The sequence below is a fragment of the Nostoc sp. MS1 genome (assembly GCF_019976755.1).
Classification (GTDB): Bacteria; Cyanobacteriota; Cyanobacteriia; order Cyanobacteriales; family Nostocaceae; genus Trichormus.
On the sequence record NZ_AP023442.1, the window covers coordinates 15,025 to 34,783 of the forward strand.

At 41.1% G+C, this 19,759-nt stretch carries 8 protein-coding genes and 2 pseudogenes; 4 read left to right on the forward strand and 6 right to left on the reverse strand.

Features of this window, described 5'->3' with window-relative positions:
- Positions 1-173: 173 nt before the first annotated feature.
- From NSMS1_RS30880 to NSMS1_RS30885, 3 genes and pseudogenes are all read left to right on the forward strand, one after another.
- Entirely contained in the window at positions 174-542 is a 369-nt protein-coding gene (locus tag NSMS1_RS30880) for a response regulator (RefSeq protein WP_224095576.1), read from the forward strand.
- A 24-nt stretch (positions 543-566) separates the two neighbouring features.
- A pseudogene (locus tag NSMS1_RS35215) lies at positions 567-854 on the forward strand (response regulator); the annotation flags it as partial.
- 114 nt (positions 855-968) lie between these two features.
- A pseudogene (locus tag NSMS1_RS30885) lies at positions 969-2,759 on the forward strand (AAA-like domain-containing protein); the annotation flags it as partial.
- 15 nt (positions 2,760-2,774) lie between these two features.
- Here the strand turns inward: NSMS1_RS30885 and NSMS1_RS30890 are convergent.
- From NSMS1_RS30890 to NSMS1_RS30915, 6 genes are all read right to left on the reverse strand, one after another.
- Positions 2,775-7,676: an eIF2A-related protein gene (locus NSMS1_RS30890; protein WP_224095578.1), complete on the reverse strand. Its 4,902-nt coding sequence runs from the start codon at positions 7,674-7,676 to the stop codon at positions 2,775-2,777.
- Positions 7,677-7,688: 12 nt separating this feature from the next.
- Complete coding sequence (locus NSMS1_RS30895) at positions 7,689-12,449, reverse strand: CHAT domain-containing protein (RefSeq protein ID WP_224095579.1); 4,761 nt, start codon at positions 12,447-12,449, stop codon at positions 7,689-7,691.
- A complete protein-coding gene (locus NSMS1_RS30900; RefSeq protein ID WP_224095580.1) occupies positions 12,446-14,095 on the reverse strand; it encodes a C25 family cysteine peptidase in 1,650 nt (549 codons plus the stop codon). Before NSMS1_RS30900 ends, NSMS1_RS30895 begins: the two co-directional genes overlap by 4 nt.
- Positions 14,096-14,125: 30 nt before the next feature.
- On the reverse strand, positions 14,126-15,442 hold the full coding sequence (locus NSMS1_RS30905; RefSeq protein ID WP_224095581.1) for a hypothetical protein: 1,317 nt from the start codon (positions 15,440-15,442) through the stop codon (positions 14,126-14,128).
- A 113-nt stretch (positions 15,443-15,555) separates the two neighbouring features.
- Positions 15,556-15,738, reverse strand: coding sequence for a hypothetical protein (locus NSMS1_RS30910; protein WP_224095582.1), 183 nt, complete (start codon positions 15,736-15,738; stop codon positions 15,556-15,558).
- Positions 15,739-16,373: 635 nt separating this feature from the next.
- Positions 16,374-18,149 (reverse strand): peroxidase family protein, encoded by a 1,776-nt coding sequence (locus NSMS1_RS30915; RefSeq protein ID WP_224095583.1) that lies wholly within the window; start codon positions 18,147-18,149, stop codon positions 16,374-16,376.
- Between the two features lie 114 nt (positions 18,150-18,263).
- Here NSMS1_RS30915 and NSMS1_RS30920 point away from each other — a divergent pair, with 114 nt between their 5' ends.
- Positions 18,264-19,604 (forward strand): transposase, encoded by a 1,341-nt coding sequence (locus tag NSMS1_RS30920; RefSeq protein ID WP_224086359.1) that lies wholly within the window; start codon positions 18,264-18,266, stop codon positions 19,602-19,604.
- The last annotated feature ends 155 nt before the right edge of the window (positions 19,605-19,759 follow it).

The window sequence follows — 19,759 nt, forward strand, 5'->3', positions numbered from 1 at the left end:
GGTAGCGGGGCGTTAGCCCATTGCGAATTAGTATAAGACGTTACCTTGATTAATATTAGCCTCATTTTTGCATCACATACTCTAGTTTTAACGATAATATTCTATAGGCACTGTATTTTAGAATCTTTCAAAAGTACATATTTTATCTAATTTGTCAAATAAAATTTTATTAAATGAAGATCATGGTTGTAGATGACGAACAAGATGTCCAATTCTTGTTTAAACAAAAATTTAGAAAAGAACTTAAAGAAAATCAAATTAAATTATATTTTGCTTTTTCAGCAGAAGAAGCACTGGAATATTTACAAAGTAAGCTAACTAATTGTCTAAACCTAATTGTTACAGATATTAATATGCGGGGAATGAATGGTTTAGAAATGCTCAAGCTAATTAAAGAAAAATATCCAGCTTTAAAAGTATTTGTTATTACTGCTTATGATGATGAAGATAATTATTTAACTGCAAAACAGTATGGTGCTGATGGCTATATTACTAAGCCTATTGAATTTACTCAACTCAAGCAAAAAATCTTAAATTTATAAATTAGCTTTATTAGGTAATAAAGTATGCCAGCTAAGATACTGGTTGTGGATGATGAGCCTGACTTAGAAATCTTGCTCCGTCAGAAATTTAGAAAGGAAATTCGACAAAAACAATTTAATTTATTTTTTGCGCGTCATGGTATTGAGGCATTAGAAATATTACAAGCAGATCCAGATATAGATATAGTATTAACTGATATCTATATGCCGCAAATGGATGGGTTAACTTTAATAACTCAACTTAATGACTTATATCCTATAATTAAAGCGGTAATTATTTCCGCTTATAGTGATATTGATAATATTAGGTCTGCAATGAATCGCGGTGCTTTTGATTTCTTAACTAAACCAATTAACTTTCAGGATTTAGAAATTACTACTTACAAAACTCTGCAATATGTGCAGAAAATGAAAGGTATTAAGAAACAGGAACTAATAGCACAACAAGCTCAAGCAGAGTTACTAACTCGTCTACAGAAAGAAGTCAAAGTACGCCAACAAACAGAAGCAGCATTACTAGAAAGCGAAGCTAAGTTAACTCAATTTTTAGAAGCTGTTCCAGTAGGCATTTTCGTAGTTGATGGTAATGGTCAACCTTTTTACGCTAATCAAACTGCCCAGCAAATACTTGGTAAAGGGATTGTACCAGAAACTACAGCACCTCAATTAAGTGAGTTTTATCAAGTTTATATATCAGAAAAAGAACAGTTATATCCTACAGAAAAGCACCCTATTGTAAGAGCATTGAATGGTGAGAGTATCACTGTTGAAGATATGGATGTTCACAAAGGCGACAATATTATTCCTTTAGAGGTGTCAGCTACACCAATTTTTGATGAACAGGGAAAGATTATGTATGCTATAGCCGCTTTCCAGGATATTACACAACGCAAACGATCAGAGGCGGAGCGATCGCAATTAATTTGGGAATTAGGAATTAAAAATTTAGCTTTGCAAAATGCAAAAGAGGAATTAGCACAATCTAACCAAAATCTAGAACAAAAAGTTAATGAGCGCACACAAGAATTAACACAAACATTGGCAATTCTCAAAGCTACGCAAGCAGAATTGATATTTGAAAATGCACTGCTGAGAAGTGCTGAACAGGCTTCAACTTTTGATTATCACGTTGGCGGAAGTTTACCTATGGATGCACCGACTTACGTGGTGCGTTCCGCAGATCGTTTCCTCTATAAAGCGTTAAAATCTGGAGAGTTTTGTTATATCCTAAATGCTCGACAAATGGGTAAATCAAGCTTGATGGTACGGATGATACACCATCTTCAACAAGAAGGATTTAGCTGTGCGGCAATTGATATTACTCGTTTGGGTAGCGAAACCATTACTCCTACTCAATGGTATAAAGGATTAATAGTGGAATTGTGGCAAAATTTTAATTTATTAGGTGAGGTAGATTTTAAAAAATGGTGGGACGAACAAAAAGATTTATCACTTGTTCAATGTTTAGCTCGGTTTATTGAAGATATATTACTCAAGCAAGTTGATAGCAAAAATATTTTTATTTTTATTGATGAAATTGATAGTATTTTATCGTTAAATTTTCCTATTCATGATTTTTTTGCATTGATTCGTTCTTGTTATAACCAACGCAGTATTAACCTAGAATATCGACGTTTAACATTTGCCTTATTTGGTGTAGCAACACCATCAGATTTAATTAATGATTATCAAAGAACACCGTTTAATATTGGTAATATAATTCAATTAAATGGCTTTCAATTACATGAAGCTCAACCTTTACTGCAAGGATTAACACCAAAAGTTAGTAATCCTCAGTTAGTGTTAAAAGAAGTATTAGCTTGGACAAATGGACAACCTTTTTTAACTCAAAAGCTTTGTAAAATTATCCGTAGTTATACATCTGAAATACCGCTAAACTCCGAAGCAGTTTGGATGGAAAATATGGTGCGATCGCATATCATTAACAATTGGGAATCTCAAGATGAGCCAGAACATTTACGAACAATCCGCGATCGCATCCTCAAGAATACTCTCTACCCTGTTGGGTTACTAGAACTATATCAGCAAATTCTCCATCATGGGCAGGTTGGTGTTGTTGATAGTCCAGAAGAGAAGGAGTTGCTGTTGGCGGGGTTAGTAGTTAAGCAACAGGGTGTTTTGAAGGTTCATAATCGGATTTATGAACTGACATTTGATAATAGTTGGGTTGAGGGTTGCATAGCAAAAGTTGGTTGAGTAGTGTTGCTGTGCTTACTGAGTATTAGTGATGCCGTTACATAATTTTTCATTCTTCTGATTGTTAATATAATTTTGCATCAAATTACAAGCATTTTTCATAAGTATATCTAGATCCCAATCCCATAAAATTACGGTTGTGTCGTCACTAGCAGAGGCGAGTTTTTTGCCGTTAGGGCTGAATACTACACTATTAACACTTCCTGTATGCCCAGTCAGAGTTTGTAGCAGCTTGCCCTCTGTATTCCATATTCTGATAGTTTCATCAGAGCTACCAGAGGCGATAGTTTCACCGTCTGGGCTGAATACTACACTATTGACACTTCCTGTATGCCCATAAAAAGTATTTAGGGGTTTACCCTGTCTGTCCCAAGTTCTTACAGTTTTGTCATCACCAGCAGAGGCAAAGGTTTTACCGTCTGGGCTGAATGCCACACTCCTTATACTACAGTTTGTTTCTTCATTGCACTGATACTTTATAGGATTTTTTATTTTCTGTTCCTTGCTATTTTCTGAATTCCATTTGCCATCTTCTGAATTCCATATTTTCACATTTCCGTCATCACTAGCAGAGGCGAGGATTTTGCCATCCGGACTGAATACCACACTATTGACACCCTTCGTATGCCCGTAAAAAGTATTAAGCAATTTACCCTCAGTGTTCCAAATTCTGATGCTTTTGTCTTTACTACCAGAGGCAATGGTTTTGCTATCCGGGCTAAATACTACACTCTCAATACCATCCTGATGCCCATAGAAGGTATACAGTTTTTGCCTTTCAATATTCCAGACTCTGAGAGTTTTGTCATCACTAGCAGAAGCTATAATTTTGCCGTCTGGGCTGTATTTTACACTTGTGACACCACCTTGATACCCATATAAAGTGGATAATATGTTACCCTCAGTGTCCCAGATTTTGACAGTTTTGTCGTCACTAGCAGAAGCAAGAGTCTTGCCGTCTGGACTGAATACCACACTCTTAACAGTACCTCTATGCTCAATGAAAGTATGCGGAGGCTGTGCTTGGATATTCCAGATTCTAATAGTTTTGTCCCGACTGGCAGAGGCAAGGGTTTTACTATCGGGACTAAATGCTACGCTATTAACAACATCCTGATGTCCAGTCAAGGGTGGCTTTTCCTTTTTAGCGGCTAAATCCCAAACTTTGACAGTGTTATCGTAACTAGCAAGGGCAATAGTCTTGCCGTCTGGGCTAAATACTACGCTTTTGACCGCATTCTTATAGTACCTATAATACTTAAGCTTCCACTTTGTCTTATCCCACTCCAAGATTTTGACACTTCCGTCAAAACTACCATAGGCGAGAGTTTTGCCGTCCGGGCTAAATACTACACTCTTAAGAGGATAAGGACTGCGGGTACACTTTTTAGTATCCTGACTTTTAGAACAATAATAAGTATTGTTTATGAAAGTGCTTAGTAACTTACCATTAATATTCCAGATTTTGACAGTTCCATCCCCACCACCAGAGGCGAGAGTTTTGCCGTCCGGGCTGAACACTACACTATTCACACTACGCTGACCTGAATCAAAAATTTGAGGCAGCTTATCCTCAATATTTCGGATTATTATTTCTCCATTTTTACTACCAGAGGCGAGAGTTTTACCGTCCGGGCTGAACACTACACTATAGACCGCACTTTTTTGGGCTGGGTAGGCGTGCAGCAATTTACCCTCAGTATCCCAGATTCTGACATTTCCGTCAAAATCACCAGAGGCAAGAATTTTGCCATCTGGGCTGAATACTACACTGTAGACACTACTTTTAGACTCAGTGAGAGTGTACAGCAATTTACCCTCAGTATCCCAGATTCGGACTGTGTTGTCGTCACTAGCAGAAGCGATGGTTTTGCCGTCTGGACTAAATACTACACTATTAACAGCACCTTGATGCTGTATTAACCGATTCTGTTCTCTGACATTATAAACATTCTGCAATGCTGCTGTAATCAGGGGCTGATTTGCTTTTTGTTTTTCTAAAATCTTTCCAGCCTTCATCCCCTCGAAAAGAGCATCAAACTCTTGACGTGAGTTAAACAATGATATTGAAGATTGACCTAGAGAGTCTGCTTTAGCTAATTCTGTTTGCTGTGATTTCTGCCAAGCTACCAGTCCGAAACTAGCAGTCACAATCAATCCCAAGATAGAGAAACTAGCTATTCCCCTCGCTGTATTTATTTCGCGCCGACGACGTACTTCTTTTTCTTTTTCTTGGCGTAAACGCAAATCGATACAAGCCTTCACATAGTCAGCCTCAAGTTTATTCAAAAGACGTTGCGTAAATAGCATTTGTGCATCATCTAGTCTCCCGCCCCGAAGTTGCAAATAATCTTCTTTTTGCTGAGATTGATTCCAATCCAGTGCGGCTTGACGAATTTTCTCACGCAGTTGCAAATTACTACGATTTTCGTTCAACCAGTTTTGCAATCTGTGCCAATAGCGGATTAAGGCTTCATGGGCAACTTCCACTTCTTCGCGGTTTGTAGACTCATTGACACTGGTAACTACAAGTCGTGCACCTTCGCCAGCCAATTGCTGCACCAGATTTTTAGTTAACCCCAAGTCACAATCTACAGGTACTAATTCTTCTAACTCAACTCGTCGTCGCGTATCGCGTCGTTTTTCACCTTGTACAGTTTCTTCATCCAAGCGGGTTAAACGCACAAAAATATTGCGTACTTGTTCTTGTTGCTGGGATGATAAACCATTGTAAACAGCATCGGCAGTTTGAGAAATCGCCTTTTTCACACCGCCAATCGCCTCATACTCTACACAACGCAACCATCTCCCATGTCGCCGTTTCCACAACTCTAGCAGTGCGTGTTGCAGCAGTGGCATAGCACCTGGCTCACCTTGGACATCATCTAAAATAGTATTACTCAAGCCAGCTTCAAAACGTAACCCCACTTGAGCAGCTTGCATTTCCATTGATTTTCGCAGTTCTGAAACGTTCATCGGCGCAATTAATTTTTGCCTCGCTTCCATTAACTCTTTGAGTTTTTGGTAAGGCGCACATTCTCCCCAAAAGTCTGCTCGCATGGTAATTACAACCTTTTGCTGCTGACTCAGGCTTAACACTTGCTCGATAAAGGTGAGGCGTTGAGCTTCATCAGTGCAGAGGGTGAATAGTTCTTCAAATTGGTCAATTACTAAGATTAGGGATTGACCTAACCTCCTAACCCCCTTTTCTTCAAGGGAAGGTGGAATTTGTAGAGACGTTTCATAAAACGTTTCTACATTGGTAGGGGAGAGGTTTGGAGAGGGGTTTTCTAAATAAGGTGATAGATTTATTTGCAGTTGTTCGTTGGGATTGCTACTTGGGGTCATGTAAGCGATCGCCAAATTTGGCTGCTGTTGTTGTAAAGTCGGAATCAACCCCGCTAGTACCAATGAAGATTTACCACTCCCAGAAGCACCTAACACCGCTAAAAAGTTGTGTTCAGTCAGCTTTTGTTGCAGTTGGGTAATTAATTCGTCACGCCCAAAAAAGAACTCGCGGTTTTCTTGGCGGAACGGATACAAGCCCAAAAAGGGACAGCGAGAATCATAATTTGGTGGTTGCTGATCTAAAGCCAGCGCATGAAAGCTGATATCTATGGCTTCATCGCAGAGATTGTCTATTTCAGTTAAAACCTGCTCTCGTTCTTGACGCGCTTGCTTGCTCAAGGCGGCGACATCTGCAACTATAATGTTTCTCAGCTTTTGTGCTTGCTCCTCAAATGGATGGGAGAGTACAGGCGATCGCTGTAACAGCAACTTTTTCAGACGTTCCAAGCCATACTCAATTTCAGAGTTAGTCAGTTCGCGGTCGAGTTGATCGCTGAATAAGGGTCTTGCACCTAAACGACTGAACAAAGCCGGGACAGTAATATCACCGCGCTCGGCTAAACTAGCTGTGGCTTCATGCAGTGCTATATCAACCTCTCCCGATGCTTTGAGTTGCCGATAAAAGTTTTCTGCTAATACCTGGGCTGTTTTAATTGTTACCTTATCGGTCATTGCCACCACCGCAGGCATACCTAAATCCCGCACCAAGCGTTGGGCTAATCCTCCCAATCCACCCTCTACTCCAGGACTGGCACTTTCGCAAGCACAGAGAAAAGCAAAATGCGGTAATCCTCTAGCTCCCCGTAGAGGGTCTAGACGTTCTAGCAAGCGTGTTGCTGTGACTGGCTCAACTGTATTATCAGCTTTTGCCCAGTAGAGGACAGTTTCGCCGTCATCCATCAGCTTACCGTGACAGACAAAATGCAGTATGGTGTACTGCTTTGTCCGATCTGTGAGTTGAGAACAGAGTGCGTCGAGAGTTGGGGGAGCAATCGCACCTTCCACTGTTGCCAAGACATCTGTTGGGATATTTCCTAAAGCAGTTTGTACACTGTCAACCGTATCCTTAACATCAAAAGCAGCTAAATTATACCTTTGTACATCCAAGGGGCTAGCGACTAAAAGCAACGCTCGCAAATCACGCCGTCCAATTGGGGGAAAGCGGCGATCGGTAATTGCAGGGATGTAGAAAGAAAAAGGCGATCGCTGTTCCAGTGCTAACAACTGCCAGTTACCATCAATTGGGGCGCAGAGCCTTTCCCAACGCCAAAATTTTAGTTCGCTGTCTGCTGCTTCGATAAACAGCAGAACCCGCAGTGGGTCTTCACTCTCCCGCAAAGCACTAACAAAAGCATCACGTATTTGACCCTGAAACAACGCTTTGCCCAAGACTGTACCATAGTCCTTCGGTCTTCCTAGCAGACTTGTCAATTGCTGAACATCCTCTAGAGTAACTACTAGAGTTCCTTCACTGCGAATTGGTAGCAGTTCACCAGGGCGACTATGTTCTGCAACAATCGGCCAGCGATCGCCTGATTTGCGTTGGATGGTAATCTCAAAGGTGTTCATTACTGAAATACGCTAATTTTTTTGTATAATGTCGCAGAGATGGCGATCGCTTTTACTAATATTAGCACTAGGGTTGTTCAAATAGTCGTGCATCCAATCACACCCGTAAGTAAGTAGCTGTTTCAGATTCAAATTTTCCTGCCAATTCCACAGAATCACAGTCCGATCAAAGCTTGCTGAAGCAAGAGTTTTGCCATCAGGGCTGAAAGCGACTCCCAAAACTGCATCCTGATGTCCTGGCAAAGTTTTCAGTAAAGTGCCGTCAATATTCCAGAGTTTGACTGTCTTATCTGCACTTGCTGAAGCAAGAGTTTTGCCATCAGGGCTGAAAGCGACTCCCAAAACTGCATCCTGATGTCCTGGCAAAATTTTTAGTAAAGTACCATCAGTATTCCAGAGCTTGATCGTTCCATCATTATTTGCAGAGGCAAGGATCTGATCTTTAGGGCTGAAACTGACACCCCAAATTGGATAATTCTCTTGATCCAAAGTTTTTAGCAACTTCCCGTCAGCACTATTAAACAATTGTAATTTTCCGTCTACAGATGCTGTGGCTATTATTTGACTGTCAGGGCTAAAACTCACTCCTTTCACTTCAAACTGATTAATTTCGCCCTTATGTCCTTCTAACTGTCTTAAAAAAGTGCCATCTGAATTCCAAATTTGTACTTGCCTATCCCCCGCAGCTGTGGCAATCATCTGTCCATTAGGACTGAAAGCGACTGCGGTAATCGGCCCAAAATGCCATTGTCCAGTTTTCTGTACGGTTCCATCTGGGTTCCAAAGAGTAAGCCAACCATGTCCATTTGTGGTTGCAATAGTCTTTCCATCAGGGCTAAACGCAACTGCATACACTTGATCTTTATGCAAAAGAGTTTTCAGAGCAGTACCACCTAGCTGCCAAATTTTGACAATTCCATCATCACTTGCCGAGGCAATAGTCTTACCATCATGACTGAAAGCAACTGAGCGAACAGAACTCTGATGTCCAATAAAGGTTGTGAGCAATGTACCATTCTGTTGACTGTCTTTCTGCCAGAGTTTGACTGTATTATCATTGCTTGCCGAGGCAATTATCCGACCGTCGGGGCTGAAACTGAGTCCCCAAATTGCATCATCATGTCCTAGAAATGTGTTGTATAAAGTACCGTCGATATTCCAGAGTTTGACTGTTTTATTCACACCTCCCGTGGCCAACATCTTTCCATCAGGACTAAAGATTAGGGCGTTAACCTGGTTTGGATACCCAACATCAAGCTTTTTGTGCCATGTGCCATTACTTTTCCAGAGTGTAGCCCCATACCAACCCCCAGCAGCAACCATCTGTCCGTCGGAGCTAATACTGACAGATTGTTGCAAACCCATATCTCCTTCTAAGGTGTTTATGAGGGTGTTGTTTTCTAAATTCCAGAGTTGTATGATTCCGACTTTATCTTGATTAGCTGTGACAAGAATCTTGCCATCGGCTTTAAAAGCGAGTGCAGCTATGGGCCCAAGCTGCGTTTTTAAGCTCTTGAGGGGTTGATCCCCCACCAGACTCAATAGTAAAACGCGATCGCCAGAGGCCAAAGCCATAATCTTCTGAGTAGGGTTAAATGCGACACTTGAAATCTGGAGCGGGGTTAACCTTACTCCCTGTCTAAACGTAACAACTAAGCGACCTTTAAAATCTAAAGCCAGTATCTGCTCATTATCACCCGAAGCAACTACTGGCACATCAGCTTTTTGGCCATTGTTAGTAGGAATTGCAATTTTTCGACCGTTATGAGGCCAGGGAATCGTCGTACCATCTGGTTTCCAGAGTTGCACCGTGCCATCTAAACTTTGAGTAACAATCATCGGGTCATCAGCACTAAATACCACTGGAGCAAGTTGACTTTTTACCTGGAAGCGATTACTTTCTTTAACCTCAGAAAACACATTTTGTAGTGTTCCTCTGACTTGATTTCCTAAATCAGCGTCAGGCCAGATTGCTTGCCAGAATGAATGTTGAAACTTTTTGCCTGTCTGCAAACCTTCTGTCACTGCCTCTAATTCTTGGTGGGAGAGTAAAAGTGCTTTTGAGGATGCACTTAAAGCCTTAATTTGACCAATTTCTGCTTCTCTCCATTGAAAAACTGCAAATAAAGCGAATCCAAGCAAGCTCAAAATAGTTATCCAAGCAATTCGCCACTTTTGTTGATGTTGACGCTGGCGCAACTCCACACAAGCATCGACATACTCAGTCTCAAGTTTATTTAAAAAATCAGGTTGCTTAGATAGCATTTGTGCGTCGTCTAATCGTCCACCCTGAAGTTCTAAATACTCTTCTTTGCGCTGACTCTGATTCCAATCCAGTGCTGCATCACGAATTTTCTCACGCAGTTGCAAATAAATCCGGTTCTCGTTCAACCAGTTTTGCAACCTCGGCCAATAACGAATTAAAGCTTCATGAGCAACTTCAACTTCCTCTCGATGAGTGCTGCTATTTACACAAGTAACTACCAACCGCGCACCTTCACCTGCTAACTTTTCCACCAGCTTTTTGATTTGTGCCTGCTCTCCACCAACTGGCACTAATTCTTCTAACTCCACTCGCCGTCGCGTATCCCGTTGTTTATCACCCTGTACAGTTTCTTCATCCAAACGGGTTAAGCGCACAAAGATATTGCGTACTTGTTCTTTTTCGTGCGGTGATAAATTGTTATAAAAAGTATCAGCAGTCTGAGAAATTGCCCCTTTCACACCACCAATAGCTTTGTACTGCTCACACCGCAACCATCTTCCCTGTCGCCGATTCCACAACTCAAACAATGCGTGTTGCAGTAGAGGCATCGCTCCTGGTTCTCCTTCAACTTCATCTACAATGGAATTACACAAACCAGCTTCAAAGCGCAAACCTACCTTTGCAGCCTGCATCTCCATTGCGCTGCGTAACTCCTTTGAGTCCATAGGTGCAACTAGTTCTTGTCTAGCCTGCATCATTTCTTTGAGTTTGGGATAAAACGCACACTCTCCCCAAAAGTCTGCCCGCATAGTAATCACCCCTTTTTGCTGCTGGCTCAGACTGATTAATTGTTCAATGAATTTTCGTCTTTGCGCTTCATCACTACAGAGAGTGAACAATTCTTCAAACTGGTCTATCACCAATACAAAATCCTGGCTTTGAAATGTTAATAGACTTGTTTGTAGTGCAGCAATTGGTTCACTAGTGGGTGTCATGTAAGCCATCTGGAGGTTTGGCTGCTGGCTTTGTAGTGCTGGGATTAATCCTGCCAAGACTACGGATGATTTACCACTACCAGAATCACCCAACACAGGTAAAAAATTGTCTTGCGCCAGCTTTTGTTGTAGTTTTGCAGTCAACTGCTCCCGCCCAAAGAAAAACTCCCGGTTTTCCAAGCGGAACGGCTTCAATCCTTGAAAAGGACAGCGTGAGTCATAGGCTGGTGGTTCTTCTGTACCCAATGCCAAAGCTGGAAAACTCAAATCCAAGACTTCGCTACATATCTTATTCACTGTATCCAAAGCCTGCTGCTGTTCTTGCAGTGCCTCTTTGGTTTCAGTACCTAACGTTCTATTCAGCACTGTTATTTGCTGATTCAATTCATCGGACAGTATTGGCGCACGTTCTGGTAGTAATTTTGCCAAATAATCTAAACCATACTTGATTTCCTTGGGTGTAAGCGGGCGGTCTGGAGTATCGCTAAATAGCGATCGCCCTCCCAAACGGCTAAAAAGTGCGGGAACAGTGATGTCATACCTGCCCTGCAATCCTGCTGTAGCTTCGCTCAATGCTAAATCTACATTGCCATGTACTCTCAATTTTTGATAAAAAGTGGTAGCTAAAGCTTGAGCAGTTTTTATACTAATTTTCTCCGTCATTGCCACGACGGCAGGTATACCCAATTCTCTAACTAAGCGTTGTGCTAGTCCCCCCATTGCTCCTGTTGCTTCTGCTGTATTACTCGCACTTTCGCAAGTGGACAAAAAAGCAAAATGCGGTGCGCGGCGTAAGTTAGTCAACTTGTCGATTAAGGTAGTGCCATTGACTGGTGCAACTTGATTATCATCGGTTGCCAAATAAAGTGCAGTTTCTTTATTAGATAACAACTTACCGTGGCAGACGAAGTGGATTAAGGTATAGTATTTTTCATCATTAGTAAGACACTGCATCAGTGCGTCTAAGGTGGGCGGCCCTACTGCTCCATCAACTGTTGCTAACACGTCAGTTGGAATGTCTCCAAGGGCAGCTTTAACACTAGCTACCGCCGCCTCTACATCAAAGTCTTCTAGTTGAAATTTTCCTAGTCCAGATGGGCTGGCAGCTACAACCAGTGCCTGCAAGTCCCGTCGTCCAATGGCAGGGAAAAGCTGCTCTGTAATTGTGGGAATGTACAGAGAAAAAGGTGTCCTTTGATTGAGAAATAGAAAATCCCAGTCTCCATCTAAAGGAGAGCAGAGTTTTTGCCACTGTAATTCCTTGAGGTCATTAGCTTCGACGTATAGCAATACATGAAGATATTTCTCAGTGTTTTTGCTATCTTCAAGACTTGCCAAAGCTTGAATGAAAGCATCACGTATGCCATCATTAAATAGTATTTTGCCTAATATTGTGCCGTACTTTCTTGGCTGGGAGCTTAATGTCCTGAGTGCGACAAGATCATCTTCACTATTAATGTTAAGGATACCTTGACGGCTGATAGGAACAAGTTGACCTAGTTTGGTATGTTGGACAACTACAGGCCAGCTATCTTGATATTTACGTTGAATTGTAATTTCAAAGATATTCATAATCTCAACGCCTGAAGTAAATTATTGACGGCTGACACAGTTGCTTGAATTTGTTCAACTTCCAAGGCAGGGGCTTGCTGGACTTTTTCTAAAAAGGTTTCTAAAGATTTAATCAAATCTAACTTTGCTGGTTGTAATACAGATACTTCTGCTGTTGCAGGTACGGTTGGCAAGGTTACTTTTTCAATGATTGGTCGCTCCACAGCGTTTCCATCACCAACAGGTAGTCGCACTGCGGGGTCGCCAATAATTGTGTAACTCCGAGCATCATTGTTAGCTGTCCACATAGTAGCTATAGCTGAGTCATCAGCGATCGCACCAAATTTAATTTCTTCTAGTTGAACACTCAGATCAGAGGAAAGTTCAGCATAACGCTGGTTGAAAAACTCCATAGCCGACCCCACAGGATGCCCTTCCATCAATCGTTTTAAAGCACTTTGGAAGACTTGCAACTGCGCTCCAGCCCTCTCCCACATAAAAGAATATCCCCAGGCTCGCTCGACATGACCAACTACAGCCAATGCCCCTCCTTGGGGATGACTCAACAAACGCCGTGGTAAAGAAGCCACAAAAGCACGCGGAGCAATAGTTGACCTTTCGCTAGTTGCTTTACGGTGGGCAAAATCATCGAATTTAGGTGTACCAACACCATAGCAGGCAAAATGAATAGCGATTAATCCCAGCAAGTGATCGCTTACACTAATGTCATCCGCAGAAAAATAAAAATCTTCGGGAATTTTTTCTCTCCATTGGAGTGGCCCAGGCCAATCTTGGCAGAGCAACCCCCCTTGGTGGTGTTCTTGTCGGGGGTCGCCATTCGGAAAACTCATCCCGTGACTCGCTGTAAATAACAAGCTAGGAGTTTGCCCCCCACCTAATAATTGCCCTAACCGAGCTTTTGTAGCCTCATCTTTAAGGATAGTTTGGATATTCCAGCTTGCTTGGTCTTGGGCTATCCATTGGGCTAGGGGTTTAATTAGTTGGTCAGCACTGAGTTGAGTTGCTTGGTCGCCACTGTTCCGCACGCCGAAAAAACTAGCACTGCGGGGTAAGGAGAACTTACCTGTTTCTGCTTCGACAACGCTATGAGCATACTGAGCATATTCTGCTAATGTGTCAAAATAAATTCGACCTACCGCATACTGCACATCAAGCTGGTATTGAAAGCTATAGGGAATAGTTTCTGGATCACCAACAATCAGTAGGTAGTAAGGCATCTTATCAGGGTCGGCAGGCCCTTGTCCTACTTGATGACGTGCCAAAAACTTAGTTTTCGTTTCACCCGGACGATACGCTTTAATGCCTATATACTCCTGATAATAATGTTCTTTGTTTTGGGTGGCTTGCTTTTGACGCAATTCTAACAATGGGCTTAGTGCTTCTTTAATTGCTGGGTCAGCATTATAAGCAAAGATTACTCCCCAACCAGTTTCTGCTAAATTTTTCGGGTCTACTCCTTCTATGGGTGCAAATTCTGGGTCTAATCCCTTAACGTGTAAATTTTTCCTTTGGAGTTCGCTAAGAAGTTCTAAATCTATTTCTTCACCCTGAGCAATTTGAGAAACTTGCATTGGTGTCAGTGGCGGAAGCGAATACTTACCAGTTACGCCATCAATTCCATTAAAAAATAGCAATTCTTCACTCATAATTGGGCTATTCCTTTATTTTTGATTAAATCAACTAGCGAGTACAGCTTGCCACACAGCATGAGCTACTTCTGGTTTAGCTATATCATTGTGAGCGCCAACAAAAATTCCATCATGAGTATCACAGATATACTGTGTGCTATCCAAATTGTAGATTTTACCTGCTGTAAACGAGTACGATTCATCTACAGAAAGCATTTTCATATTTATAACTTCTAAACCTGAACCACAAGCACCAAAAGTTCCAACTGCGCCAAATTGAGGAAGCTCGACAGTTTCAAAAACTATTTGGTGGCGTATACCCGCAGCCAAGGGATACATCTTACCAAGAGCAGCATCTAATTTTGTTTGTGTAGTGATGATAGGGCCAGCCACTTTATTTTCAGAAACAACAGAATGAAAGTAGCCAGGACGGCCTGGTAAAACTGTAATATCTGCACAATAAGACCATAGTGATAAAGCACCTTGTACTAAGGATACAGAATTAACTGGGCGAACTAAAGTGTTATGCCCTTTAGAACCAGCTAACATGGCAGAAACAACAATACATCCAAAACTGTGACCCATAAGGTGAAATCGCACGGTATTTGGCGTTGCTTTTTGCAGTTTTGCGAGTAACTCGAAACCACCAGTTTCCCCAATTTGACGCGCTCTATCTTTCATTTTCCAAAAAGAGAGGACTCGCAGGGGCATCAAAATTCCACTGAAGTTGAATTGACCAAACTCAACTGGTTCAGCTTTGGTGGCTTCAAATATACCTTCTGGATCGAAAGATAAGCGATCGCTTCCTGGGGCTGCGCCTTCACCATCATTACCTAAACCCGATTCTCGGTTCAAAACTTCGTAGGCTTGACTTACCTCTAATGGCATATAGTCAGGTACAGCATCTTCGATTGCTGCATGGAAAACTGTTTTGAGTGCCTGTCTAGAAATCTCTGTGTCAGCTATCCTTTGTGCATATTCCTCAATTAAGCTCTCTAATGAAGAAGTAAATGTTGGCTCAAAGGACACAGCACTACTAAGTTCTTCATTACCCCAAGGTAGGCTTGGCCAGTATAAACCAATTAAAAGTGGGTAAAATTCTGGGCATACTTGTTTGATTTGTGCAATATCATTTAAATTGTTCTGCATTGCACCTATCCATTTATTATATTGCTGCCGCGCTCCATTAACATCACTCATCCACCCATGACTGAATATAAAAACATCTGTGATTGGTTCATTAGACAAGATATTCAGTATCTTTTGGCTTGTCTTAGCTTGAGGATCATCACGTTCATTACCAACAGCATCAAATGGAATTAAATAGTACTGTAATGAAGTTCCAGATATTGTTTCAATGATCATAGGGATTTACAAAAAACTAATGTTTACTTAATTTAAAATTATTATTCATAGAATTTTATTTAAAATTATTAAGGCGACAATTCACAAAATTCTGTGAATTGTCGCCTGTAACTCTATAATCCAATTGCACCTACTACAACTTCTTTATCTGGATTAACATTAATATACTTTAGTACAATCTGAACACCTATTTCATGCTGACGAACAGCAATCTGATAATGATCTGGATTGAGGTCTTTGTTATTCTCTTTAATAAACTCAAAAAGGTTTACTAAGTTAAACTGTGTATTAACCATGTGATTTGACTCTATATTGATAAATAACCAAAAAACTTTGACTTTCAATATTATTTTTGGTTTTTTGCTTTTCTATATTTCAGAATAGTCTTATTCTTATGCAAATGAAATCTATATAACTAATATTTTTTTTGATAAACTTCATATAAAAACTCATACTCTACTGAGTTTAGCAAACTTCGCAAAATTCCCAATTGTTACAACGGGTTGTGATGTGGTAGCAAAATTAAATACTTATTAGCTTATGCCGTTCAAAGCACTGCAACTACTTGGCTACATATTAAATACCATTGGGCAAACAAAAATTAACACTTCTGAAAAGACGACCTCAACAATGTATTCTGTTACTGAATTAAGTAGACCTGGCTTAAAGATAAGACGCAATGATATTAACAACTTAGATCAAGTAGTAAGTTTATATACTTCTGCTTCTTCCACTAATCAATTTGCTACCAAGGAAGGCAGTTCTTACTGAAGGTAGGAGGCAGGAGGAAAACTGCCCTCTGTCTGCTGCTGCGGACGGAGAGAGCAGGGGTTTAAGACCCCGCCGTCTATACGGCGCTTACAATTGGCAGAGGATTTAGACCCCTCCCAATTGTTCCTTCTGCCTTATGCCTCCTTCAACATTTTTCCCATCAGCAAGAACCTGAGTTTTTGTGGGTGCTTGTGCTGGTTTGAGGTGGTTCGATATTTTGACCTGCAAATTTGAGTAGGTTAGCAAAGATAACTGTCTGATCACCACCTAAAATTGGCTGCCAATCTTTAGGTGCTTTATTAATATAAGATTCCTGATCAGAATCTAAAAGTCCGTAAAATACCTCTGCTACAATCCGACCACCTACCCAACCTAACTGAGTTTTAGCACCAACACCATTGAGTAACTCTACTTCGGAAAAACTTTTTCCCACACCAAAGTGATCTACTAAGGGAGCTTGAGCCTCAGCTAAGATGTAAAACCAGAGTGGGGTGTCGTTTTGCAGATTCTCAGCAATTGGCTCAAACTTAAACAGTGCATCACCCGCCGAATTTTCACCCGCCGATTGTCGCACACTGAGTTGATCTGAGGTGAGAGGGATAGCCTGAGTAAAACCTTTGTCCTGTAGAGCTTTGACAATCTGTTGCCCGCTTTGTACTCGGTAGTTGTTGCCTCGCAATAAATTAAGCAGTGCCAGGGATGGACGTGGTGGTACTTTCGTGTCTGGCAAGGTGTCAGGGCTGATGGCATCTCTAACTTCTTTAATTACTCCGCCAACATTCTGACTGGTCGGCAACACAGGGGGCGGTAAAACGCCAAGTGGGTCAACCAAGTTGGAATCAATTTTGTAAGCTAGTTGTAAGCGTACTTTTGGATCGGGCGTTTCATCAGCAGGGCTTTCACGAGACTCATTGGGTAACACTCCTGGACTTGTAAGCGGGAAAAATCTCGCCCAGTTATCAATGACATGATGACTCGGCAGTGGCTCAAATCCTAATAAACTGTCATCGTCTGGGTTGTCATTATCGCTACCAGGGAAAATGCTAAAGCGTTGATCATTGTTGAGACGATAACCAAAGCGCACTCCAGAATGTCCAAAACGGTAGGCTGCTACTACAAATTCGCGGGGTAAATTTTCGCGTTTGTCTTCTGTGTAAAGAGCATAGTTTTGAGCGCGTTGGTCACGAGTTTTGTCTTTTAGACCTTCTAGAACATCTGCGTTAACAATGCGGGGCAAAAAGTCTTCTATCACTATCTTTTGATAAGCCCAGCGTACTTCGTTTTGTGCTGCTTCAAACAAAGCAGTACCCGTCAGTTTCTGATCGTCTTGCAGTTTGTGATTGTTTTGTTTGAGCTTTGCTACTACTGCATTATGATACTTGACAAAAGACAATTGGATTTGACTAATGATCGAGTTTTCATCATTACGTTTATCACCAATAATCGCGCGACCATTGGGGCTACGCAGTAGGTCTTGATCTGCTTGATTTTTAAAGTCTTTAACTAGCTTTGTATTACTAGCGGTAGGTTCAACCTGATTTGCAGTGCCGTTTTTATATAGAAGTGTCGCACCATCCTCATCGTATAGAAAAGGTTGAGCATCAGGCCCGTCACCGTATAAGGAATCCAAATCAAAGCGTGGAGTTCGTAAATTACTTGGCAAACGATCTACAGAACCAATATCTGCGGGGTTTAAAGATGATGTGTTATCAAAGGTTAGATCGTGGTCAATGAATTGACCAAAGTATGTATAACCTGCTGGTAAGAGCAAATTTTCTTCAGGATCAGGGCCATCTTTCACCGTATCTGGGTCTGACTTGATGCTGTTGGCAAGTTTTAGTAGTTCATGGGTCGGGTAGCTTTTTGCTCTTAAAGGCAGTAAACGTGTAAATGCTTGTTCTCTTGTGCCGACGGAACCGTGACCAAATCCACTCATATAATCTCCTTAATTAAGGCAATACCTTAGCCAAAATAAGAGGGTGAAGAGAGAGGGCTGATGTAGTAGAGTTATTGTCTTCCCAAACGACAACTCAAAAGCCACAATCAACCCATGCCCGATATCTTATCACTCCTGCAATGCCTCCTGCCGCAGATAAACGCTACGACGATGCGGCAATTGAACCAGATAATCCTGGCCATGTTAGCAATGAGTGGCCGAGTGACGATGTTGGGAATTTCTCGTTGGACAGGTAGTGGTGGCAGTTATCGAACGATGTTGAGATTCTTTCATACGGTAATACCTTGGGCGACATTGTTTTGGTTATTCTTTCACAAGCATTTATTTCGTCCGAATGAGATATATTTGCTAGCGGGAGATGAAGTTGTGATAAGTAAATCAGGAAAACAAACTTATGGACTGGATAGATTTTTTTCTAGCCTGGCTGGTAAACCCATATCAGGGCTATCTTTTTTTACATTATCATTAGTCAGTGTTGAGCAAAGGCACTCGTTTCCGATTCAGATAGAACAGGTGATAAAGAGCGATATAGAAAAAAGTAGCTCGTCACCAACCAAAGAAATAAAACCGCAAGAAAAACGTGGGCGTGGGCGACCAAAGGGAAGTAAAAACAAGAATAAAACCCAGGTAGTTCTCACATCTGAATTACTCAGAATTCAGAAGATGATTAAGTCGCTATTTAAGTTATTAGCTAAATTTATTCCCCTTACTTACTTAGTATTGGATGGACACTTTGGGAATAATAATGCCTTGCAGATGGCTCGTCAAGTTAACTTGCATATAATTTCTAAGCTTCGCTCTGATTCAGCATTATATATACCTTATCAACACCCTGACCCCAATAGTCGCTCTCGTCGTAAATACGGAGACAAAATTGACTACAACAACATACCTAAGAAGTATTTATGTCAAAGTACCGTTGATGATGATATCCAAACTGACGTTTATCAAGTTACATTACTTCACAAAGAATTTGCCCAATCTCTAAATGTAGTTATTCTCGTCAAAACCAATCTTAAAACTCATGCTCGTAGTCATGTAATTCTATTTTCTAGTGATCTAAAATTGTCATCTGAAAAAATAATTGACTACTACAAGCTACGCTTTCAGATCGAATTCAATTTTCGAGATGCCAAGCAATTTTGGGGATTGGAAGATTTTATGAACTTAAGTCAAACTGCTGTAACTAATGCTGCTAATCTAGCATTCTTTATGGTCAACTTATCCCATCATCTTCTCGCGGATTTTCGTCTCCTTAATCCCGACTCCGGCATCCTTGACCTTAAGGCTCACTATCGTGGTTTTCGATATGTCCGTGAAATTTTAAAAATGCTTCCCGAAATACCTGAGCCTATTTTATTAACTCAGATTTTTGCCAAACTTACTTCTTTGGGACGTATTCATAACGTTTCTACAGGCGTTGAACCCTCGTAAATTGGCTAAGGTATTGAACAAGAAAAATATTAAGCCAAAAAATATTAAATATCTGATTCGCTCATCTTTTTGAGTCTTAAATTGTTGCTTATCTAATTTTGTTGACTGTTGAGAATTGTTGAGTTGCTTTGACTGATTTAGTAGAATACCCAACA